This is a genomic window from Arthrobacter sp. (assembly GCF_031179385.1).
Taxonomy (GTDB): domain Bacteria; phylum Actinomycetota; class Actinomycetes; order Actinomycetales; family Micrococcaceae; genus Arthrobacter_D.
The window spans coordinates 1-8,847 of the sequence record NZ_JAPSHV010000109.1 but is presented as its reverse complement, the minus strand read 5'-3'; the positions used below and the strand labels follow the sequence as shown (position 1 = coordinate 8,847).

The 8,847-nt window shown below is 61.6% G+C and carries 5 protein-coding genes; 2 read left to right on the top strand and 3 right to left on the bottom strand.

Annotation, left to right across the window (positions count from 1 at the left end):
* Nucleotides 1-1,391: LytTR family transcriptional regulator DNA-binding domain-containing protein (locus tag RIF85_RS12950; protein ID WP_309072313.1), on the bottom strand; the 1,391-nt coding region annotated here is incomplete at its 3' end.
* Between the two features lie 508 nt (nucleotides 1,392-1,899).
* On the opposite strand from RIF85_RS12950, the gene RIF85_RS12945 reads away from it, so the two are divergent.
* Nucleotides 1,900-3,249 (top strand): C1 family peptidase, encoded by a 1,350-nt coding sequence (locus RIF85_RS12945; protein WP_309072312.1) that lies wholly within the window; start codon nucleotides 1,900-1,902, stop codon nucleotides 3,247-3,249.
* Between the two features lie 806 nt (nucleotides 3,250-4,055).
* A complete protein-coding gene (locus RIF85_RS12940) occupies nucleotides 4,056-5,576 on the top strand; it encodes a glyceraldehyde-3-phosphate dehydrogenase (protein WP_309072311.1) in 1,521 nt (506 codons plus the stop codon).
* A 317-nt stretch (nucleotides 5,577-5,893) separates the two neighbouring features.
* Here RIF85_RS12940 and RIF85_RS12935 read toward each other — a convergent pair whose 3' ends face one another.
* Nucleotides 5,894-6,133 (bottom strand): hypothetical protein, encoded by a 240-nt coding sequence (locus RIF85_RS12935; RefSeq protein ID WP_309072310.1) that lies wholly within the window; start codon nucleotides 6,131-6,133, stop codon nucleotides 5,894-5,896.
* 380 nt (nucleotides 6,134-6,513) lie between these two features.
* Nucleotides 6,514-8,745, bottom strand: a complete 2,232-nt coding sequence (gene katG, locus RIF85_RS12930) for a catalase/peroxidase HPI (RefSeq protein WP_309072309.1) — start codon at nucleotides 8,743-8,745, stop codon at nucleotides 6,514-6,516.
* Nucleotides 8,746-8,847: the final 102 nt, after the last annotated feature.

Sequence of the window (8,847 nt, the reverse complement as noted above, 5' to 3'; positions counted from 1 at the left end):
GCATGACGTACCGCGCGAGTGTTCCGCCGGGACACCGGAACCATAGTGCGCTCGGGATTGTCCATGACCAGAACCAGTTCGCCCTTTTCTCGACGTTCGATCTCTCGAATCCGGCTGAGGTTGACGAGATACTGACGGTGTACTCGCAGGAAACTACCGGTGTCGACCAAGTCGTTCTCAAGTTTGTCTAGGCCAGATAAGGCAGCCCGTAGCCTGCCTTCATCCGTGTGCAGCCACACTTCGTTGCCGTCCGCTTTGGCCATTGTGACCTCTGACGTTCCCAGCAGCACCATCAGGTTCTCCTCGCGGAGGGCGACTATTCGACGGGATTGCCCCAGCAAGACCCCGCCCGCTTCTGCCTGCGGGAACTGCTCGCCAGCGAAGGCACCGAAAGAGATGAGGTGTCCGATCAGATTCTGGTGAAGGAAGACTGGGCGAATTCCGATCGATGATGGTTCGTCAGCGAGTGGGGTGAAGATCTGAGTCGAGCCGGTCCATCCCGGGTCTGAGCTCGCCCGTTTGGTGGCATAGCGAGCGGCGTGGATGAGTGGCGGGAGCTGCGGAGTCCAGCGCACCACAGGGTCAACTGCGGGGGTGTTGGCGGGTACGCCGAGGATGACGCTCGCCGTGTCGTCGGCAATCACTACTGCACCTGCCGTGTCCACGGCGACGAGTGGCTCGTTCGTTCGTCCCCGGGCATGGGCGTAGGCGGCGAGGAGTTCACTGCCGCTGTCGTGGGCACGCCTGCGCAAACTGTTCTGGGTGTGGGTGGCGGCACTCTCCAGCCATTTCCCCGCGGATGGCGGTAGGTCACCGCGCCAACACGAGATATTCAAGACGGCGAGCGGCTCCTTGCTCACCACGTCCCGCACTGCGACGGCCCCGCAAGACCAGTCGTGGAAGGACTGCAACCAGTGTTCCGATTGCCTGATCATCACCGCGCGCCGGTTTTCGAGAGCGGTGCCCATGCTGTTCGTGCCCACTGAACCCTCGGACCAAGAGAACCATGGCGCGAGGCCGCCCGCGCTGGCGATTGAACGGGTACTCTTGTCGCCCCAGGAGGTCAGGATCCTGCCGCTAGCGTCGGCGATGGTTACAACTCCTCCGGCGTTGGACACCTCGTGTGCCATGGTGGCAGCACAAAAACCCAGCTCCGTGAAGACAACATCTTGGTCGAGGGAGTGCGCGACCTGTGAGACCGCCGCGTTAGGTACCTCGGACAGAAACGGGTCGACGCGGTACTGATCCCGGGATCGCTGCCATGAGATCGCCACTTCTGGTCGCACGCCGTAGAGATCGTCATCGCCCTGTACGAAACGTTCCCACGCGCCGTAGACGTCGGACCTGGTCAAATCGCGGGATGCTGGCTGGAGTCGCTGGTCACTTGGCATTCGAAACCGCCTTAGGGCTATTCATGAAATCGCACGGTCTACCACGACAGCCAAACGGCAGTCGTGGGCGGGCATCGCCGGTCCAGATTACTTCCATAGTCGATGCATGAGCCGGGCGGCGCACTGGTGCTCCCGCGATGCATCCAACGAACGCGATTCCCTGGAGTAATACAGATCACACAGGTAACAGACTGTATTGAGTGACAACGAATTTGGCAAGAAAAAGACGGACTCATGAAGGGTGCTGGCGTAATGGAAAGCTGGCCTCATTTGAAAGCGCAGGCGAACTCTCGCATGCACGTCCGCGTGCTTTGGTGTGCTGGAGGGAGAAGCCGGAGGGGCGGATGTTGGAGCTGGTGCAAGGGAGCGAATGACTTCTGTGGGTCCCAGCGCTGGGCCTTCGCGGTGGCCAACACCTCGGCGACAACGGCGCGGGCGTGCGGCACGCGTGTGGTGCGCATCACCGTAATGATTGCAGCAGTACCGGAATCGGGATAGAACGTAAGGCATGACTACTTCAATGGACCTCACCGTCGCGTCCCTGACCGCCGGGCATCTCACGGCCCTGCACGAGTCCTTCGCGGCGGACCCTGCACTGAAGCAGAAGCAGAATGCCATTGTGCGCATCAGCGTCGACGACCTCGCGATCGACCACCAGTTGGCAACGGCCCTGTCCACCCCCGTCTCGCATCGCATCGACGACTGGAAGGTGACCAACCAAAAGAAGTCTGGCCGCTGCTGGCTCTTCGCAGCCCTGAACCTGCTTCGCGTCGGCGCCAAGCAGACCTTGGGTATGAAGGAGTTTGAGTTTTCCCAGAACTACGCAATGTATTTCGACAAGCTGGAGCGCGCTAACTACTTCCTGGAGTCCATCCTGGAAACCACTGAACGCGGCGAGGACGACCGCCTGGTGCAGTTCCTGCTGCAGAGTGTCCTGGGCGACGGCGGCCAGTGGAACATGGCGGTGAACATCTTCCGTAAGTACGGGGCCGTGCCAAAATCTGCCATGCCGGAAACCGAGTCCTCGTCCAACACAAGCCGGATGAACCGCGTCCTGCGTTCCCTCCTGCGCCGTGGGGCGCAGGAGCTGCGCCAGCTCCGCCATGACGGTGACACAGCAGGGCAGGAACAGGCGAAGGCCCGGATCATCGCTGAGGTCCACCGGATTCTCACACTCCACCTGGGCACCCCGCCGCTGGCCTTTGATTGGCAATACACCGATGATGCGAAGTCCTTCCACCGCGAGGGCATGATGACCCCGCAACAGTTCCTGGCCAAGTACACCACCATCAACCTCGATGACTATGTCTGCCTGGTCGACGACCCCAGGACGGAGCACCCGAAGGGAACCACCTTGACCGTTGAGCACCTGGGCAATGTGGTCGACGCGGAACCGGTGCTTTATCTCAACGTGGACATTGGCCTGGCCAAGCGGTTGGCCAAGGATGCCATTCTGGATGGCGAGCCGGTCTGGTTCGGCTGCGATACGGGCCCACAGATGGTCCGCAAGGACGGCATCTGGGATGCCCGCCTGTACGACTACGCAGGGCTCTATGATGCCGAACTGGCCATGGATAAGGAGTCGCGTGTCCGCTTTGGCGAATCGGCCATGACCCACGCTATGCTCCTGACCGGCGTTGACGTGCTCGACGGCGAAACGCGCCGCTGGCGGGTGGAGAACAGCTGGGGCGAGGAAGCCGGCGATCAGGGGTTCTTCACCATGGCCGACAACTGGTTCGACGAGTACGTCTTCGAGGTCGTGGTCAACAAGGGGCGCCTCTCCCCGGAGCTGCGGCAGGCGCTGGACGCCGAACCCACAGTGCTGCCGGCGTGGGACCCGATGGGAGCGCTGGCGTAGGCACGCCTGCCTGCACCCGTTGTGTGCGCCACGGCCGGTTCGACAGCGGCGCATAACAGCGGGTGGGCGGCGATGAAAGGTGGTCCGGTCCTTGGAACGTGCCGTGGAGATCGCCGGTCTGGGTACCAGCGGCGTTGATCTTTGCGAGATAATGCCCTTGATTTTTTCGCTTCGGATGGCGCTAATCTCATCGGCCCGCCGTACGTGCGTCGGTCAAAAATTGGATTCGGTCCTTGCCTCAGCTGGCGTAGGCGTCAGTGGCGCTAGCTGGCGCGGCAAAGGTAATGCTGGCGTGCGCCGAGTTCGAGAGCGCGCTGGGCGGCTGAGGCATGTACCCGGTTGCTGGCGGCCATATCGTGGGTGCGGCCCATGGCAGCTGTGGCGACGGTTGACGGGGTAGCCCCCGACGCAGGGAATGACGCGGACCAGGGGCAGTCGGGAGCCGGTGAAGCGATACGCCGCCGTCCGACCCCTTATGCCGATGATCGTTGACGTTCTGCCGTTACCGCAACGCTGGCGGGCACTGCGCTGTGATCTAACACGGCCATCTTGCCTCCAGCCGACATAGGCTCTCACACATGGCGCAGAACTACCGGATCGTGGATCTGGACACTTGCCACGTCCTTGTTGCGGTCGACGGCCAGAGCCAAAGGTGTAGGGGACTTGTTGTCCCCCCTGGCCTCTGGCATGTGGCGCCGCTGCCTATCCAAACGGGTGGTTTAAACCATCCCGAATTAGCGTTTTCCCTACCCACGAATGACAGGAGGATGGATGCCAGACTCACCACTTTTTGGAAAGGCAGTCCGATGCGACAAACCCCAGATGCTTGTCTCGAAACATGGATGGGCCGGGAGGCCCTCGCCGAGGCTATGGTTCCGGTGATCGGCCGGCTGTATCGCGAAAACAACGTGGTGACCAGCATTCATGGCCGGAGTTTGATCAACAAGTCCACTGTGGACATTCTCAAGGCGCACCGTTTTGCGCGCCGGGTAAGTAAGGAAGAACTGCTCCTGGAGGAGACTTCCCCGTTGTTGAACACTTTGGCGAAGCTGCAGCTCGGCTCGGCCGCGATCGACATCGCGCGATTGAACCAGAAGTTCAAGGAAGAGGGCGTCGGTGCCACCCTGGAGGAATTCCTTCGTGCCGAGCTCGCCGGGATCGTGGGCAAGCACGGCGGCGACGACCGTACCAGCACCGACGTCGTGCTCTACGGCTTCGGCCGGATCGGTCGGCTGCTGGCGCGCCTGCTGATTGAAAGGGCCGGTGGTGGCCATGGCCTGCGCCTGCGCGCCATTGTGGTCCGCCGCGGGTCTGACAACGACCTTTCCAAACGTGCCAGCCTGCTGCGCCGTGACTCGATTCACGGTTCCTTCGAGGGCACCATCCGGATCAACGAGGATGCCAACACCATCACAGCCAACGGGGTCCAAGTGCAGGTAATCTACTCGGACAATCCTGCCACCATTGATTACACCGCCTACGGCATAACCAACGCCCTAGTCGTGGACAACACCGGCCGCTGGCGTGACGCTGAAGGACTGTCCCAGCACCTGCAGAGCAAGGGTGTTGCACGGGTACTGCTGACCGCTCCGGGCAAGGGATCGCTGAAGAACATCGTCCACGGCATCAACCACGGCACCATCAAGGAAACGGACCAGATCGTGTCCGCGGCATCATGCACCACGAACGCCATCACTCCTGTATTGAAGGCCATAAATGACAGGTTCGGCGTGATCCACGGCCACGTGGAAACCGTCCACTCGTTCACCAATGACCAGAACTTGATTGACAATTTCCACGAGGGTTCCCGGCGCGGCCGCTCCGCCGCGCTGAACATGGTAATCACCGAAACCGGTGCCGCGAAGGCTGTGGCCAAGGCTCTGCCCGAACTGCTAGGCAAGCTCACGGGCAGCGCCATCCGGGTCCCAACCCCTGACGTTTCTCTGGCCATCCTCAACCTCAACCTCGAAAATAGAACTACCAAGGACGAGGTGAATGGCTACCTTCGTGAAATGTCCCTGCACTCGGACCTGCGCAAACAGATCGACTACATTGACTCACCCGAGGTGGTCTCCACAGACTTCGTGGGCTCCCGTCGTACCGGCATCGTGGACGGTATCGCCACCGTTTCCACAGACAAGAACCTAATACTCTACGTCTGGTACGACAATGAGTTCGGCTACAGCTGCCAGGTGGTCCGCGTCATGGAAGAGATGGCCGGCGTGAACCGGCCGTTCTTCCCCTCGACGGATGTCGTTCGGGAGGCAATGTCGGTGCTTGAGGACACCTGTTCCAATCTCTCGATTCCTGCTCACACGAGCCCCTGAACGCGAGGCGCAACAGCTCATCCACGACCTCTGTGTTCTGGCAGCCAAGCACGTCCGCCGGCGTTCACGAGTGCCAGAGGAGCAGATCCTTCATGACCACCAGTCCCGGGGTCAGGTAGGTCAACAGGCCCCAGCCCGGGCGCACCGCCGGCTGCACGGCAAGTCCGACCCGATTGACGCCTACAGGCAGCCGACGTCGTTCAGGCCGACCGCGGCGCTAGGTCCCCTACGCCCGCGACGGGTTCATTGAAGCCCTGCGCGTGCTGCGCACCGCTCGCAGCAGTGTCGTGAAGGCCGGACCGAGGTGCTGGCCCAGGTCAGCGCCACGCCATGCTTACCGCGGCACCGGACGCCATTCGCGCCAATACCGCGGGCTGGGAAGCGAAGCGCGGGCTCGGGCGCTGGCTGACTCCCGCCCGTCCGGCGACGACGCCGATCCCATCACCGCCACTGCCCTCACATTCAAGCGCATGGGTGCCCGGCACAGTTATCTCAGCGACGAAATCGATCAGATCGACGCCGAGCTCGGGCTCGTTGTCGCCGTGCAAGTACCCCATCTGCTGGAGATGGCCAGGGGTGATCCACCGAGTCCTGCACAACCAGCGACCGGCGCCCGCGACCGATGATCTGCGCAGCACCCGCCCTGCTTCTGGGTCTGACACAGGTTCAGGCAGCCCGAGCATCGGACACCTGGCCGACAGCCATTCACGCACCGAGCACACAAATGCCGCGATCGTAAATGCGTTGCGACCTACGGTAAGTGGCTCAATCAAGAGCCAGAAAACCGTCTTGACAAAGATAGGAGCATCAAAAACTTAAGACATACGTCAAAAGTCCTGATACCCAAGGAGCGCTAGAGGTCCAGTCAGCAGCATGTGTGAAGGTTTAGTCGGCTGCGTTGCCAACTAACACGCATCATCATCTGGCAAATGGATTGTTACCGGTCGAACCGGTCAAGATCCATGACCTTGTGCCATGCGGACACGAAGTCGCGTATGAACTTCTTTTCGGCGTGCTGGCTCGCGTAGACCTCCGACAGCGCACGCAGCTCTGAATTGTTCGCAAAAATGAGGTCGGTGCGACTTGCTACCCATTTAATCTCGTCAGTGTGCCGGTCGCGGCCCTCGTAGATCGCCTCCACCATGGCATCGTCTGGCTTCGGCGTCCACACGGTGTCCATGTCGAGCAGGTTGGCGAAGAAGTCGTTGGTCAGCGAGCCCGGTCTCGAGGTGAGCACGCCCAGGGGGGATTGGCTGTGATTGGCGCCGAGCATACGCAGGCCGCCTAGCAAAACGGTCATCTCGGGAGCAGTCAGGGTCAGTTGGTCCGCACGCTCGATGAGCAGAACTTCCGACGGCAGTCGGTTGCCCTTGCCGAGGTAGCTGCGGAATGCGTCCGCTTTCGGCTCGAGCACGGCAAACTGTTCTGGGTCGGTCCACTCCTGTGTCGCATCTGTGCGTCCCGGACGGAACGGGACCTCGATCTCGTGACCGGCCCTGGCGGCAGCATGTTCGACAGCAGCGCACCCGCCAAGCACGATCAGGTCGGCAAGCGAGATCTTCTTGCCGCCACGCTGCGAATCGTTGAATTGCTTGCGGATCTGCTCAAGTGTGCCCAGCACTGTAACCAGCGTTTCAGGCTCGTTGACATCCCAGCTTCGCTGCGGTTCGAGACGGATGCGGGCACCATTCGCCCCACCGCGCTTGTCGCTGTTTCGGAACGTGGAAGCCGAAGCCCACGCCGTGAAGACCAGTTGCCGCACCGACAGGCCCGACTCGAGCAGTTGGCTCTTGAACGCCGCGATATCCTCAGAATCGACGAGCTCGTGATCGACCTCGGGCAGCGGGTCCTGCCAAATCAGTCGTTCGGATGGGACGAGTGGCCCCAGGTAGCGCTGGGTTGGGCCCATGTCGATGTGCGTGAGTTTAAACCAGGCCCGTGCGAATGCATCCGCCAACTGGTCTGGATTCTCTAGGAATTGCCGCGCGATCGCTTCGTATATCGGATCCTCCAGCAATGCGAGGTCCGTGGTAAGTACCGTGGGGACATGCGTCTTGGACGGGTCATGGGCGTCCGGGACGGTGCCGGCACCGGCACCGTTGCTCGGGATCCATTGCCATTGCCCGGCGGGGCTGAGCGTCACCTCCCACTCGTAGGCGAACAATGTCTCTAGGAAACTGTTGTCCCATCTGGTCGGGGTGGGGGTCCAGGTCCCTTCGAGCCCACTGGTGACGGTGTCTGCACCTTTGCCCGTTCCGTAGCGGCTCGTCCAGCCCAGTCCTTGTTGCTCAAGCGGTGCAGTGTCGGGTTCGGGACCGAGGCAGGTGCCGGGGTCGGCCGCTCCGTGGGTCTTGCCGAACGTGTGCCCGCCCGCAATCAGCGCGACGGTCTCTTCGTCGTTTAACCCCATGCGATGGAAGGTCTGACGAATGTCGCGTGCGGAGGCTATCGGATCCGGTACGGTGGCTGGACCTTGCGGATCGACGTAGATCAGTCCCATTTCGCTAGCTGCAAGGGGCTCGTCCAGATCTCGGATGCCGCTGTGACGCTCGTCGGTGAGCCACCTGTCTTCTGGCCCCCAGTAGGTCTCGTCGGCCTCCCATACCTCCTCCCGGCCGCCACCAAACCCGAATGTCTTGAAGCCCATCGATTCCAGCGCACGGTTACCCGCGAAGATCATCAGATCGGCCCAGGATATCTTGTGACCGTACTTCTTCTTCACCGGCCACAGGAGTCGACGCGCCTTGTCCAGGTTGCGGTTATCAGGCCAGCCGTTCAACGGGGCGAAGCGCTGCATTCCCGCGCTGGCACCTCCCCGACCGTCACCGACGCGGTAGGTGCCAGCACTGTGCCAGGCCATCCTTAGCACAAGCGGTCCGTAATGTCCGAAGTCGGCGGGCCACCAGTCCTGCGAGGTCGTCAACACCTCGTCCACGTCGCGTGCCAGGTCCTTGAGGTCTAGGGAGAGAAACTCCTTGGCGTAGTCGAAATCCTCGCCCAATGGGTTGGCGGCACGGCTCGGCCGAGCTAAGCACTTCAGGTCGAGCCTATGAGTGCTCTCGTCATGTGACTTTCCGCTTGCCGCGGGATGATTCCGCCGCGATGACCGACGCGCGTTCACGATCTGGTTGTATGTACGGTCAACGTGGGCGTCAGGATTTCCAGACATGGCTACTCCTTCAGGCGAGTCTCGAAGGACTCCCCTTTCCCTTTTCGTTGTGTTGCCGGTGGGGTGCCGGGCCGAGTTGGCCCGGCACCCCACCGGATTGGC

Excerpts from the sequence above, each read along its gene's own strand:
- RIF85_RS12935 (WP_309072310.1), bottom strand. The coding sequence starts at position 6,133 with ATGGGGTACTTGCACGGCGACAACGAGCCCGAGCTCGGCGTCGATCTG.
- RIF85_RS12940 (WP_309072311.1), top strand. The coding sequence starts at position 4,056 with ATGCGACAAACCCCAGATGCTTGTCTCGAAACATGGATGGGCCGGGAG.
- katG (WP_309072309.1), bottom strand. The coding sequence starts at position 8,745 with ATGTCTGGAAATCCTGACGCCCACGTTGACCGTACATACAACCAGATC.
- RIF85_RS12945 (WP_309072312.1), top strand. The coding sequence starts at position 1,900 with ATGACTACTTCAATGGACCTCACCGTCGCGTCCCTGACCGCCGGGCAT.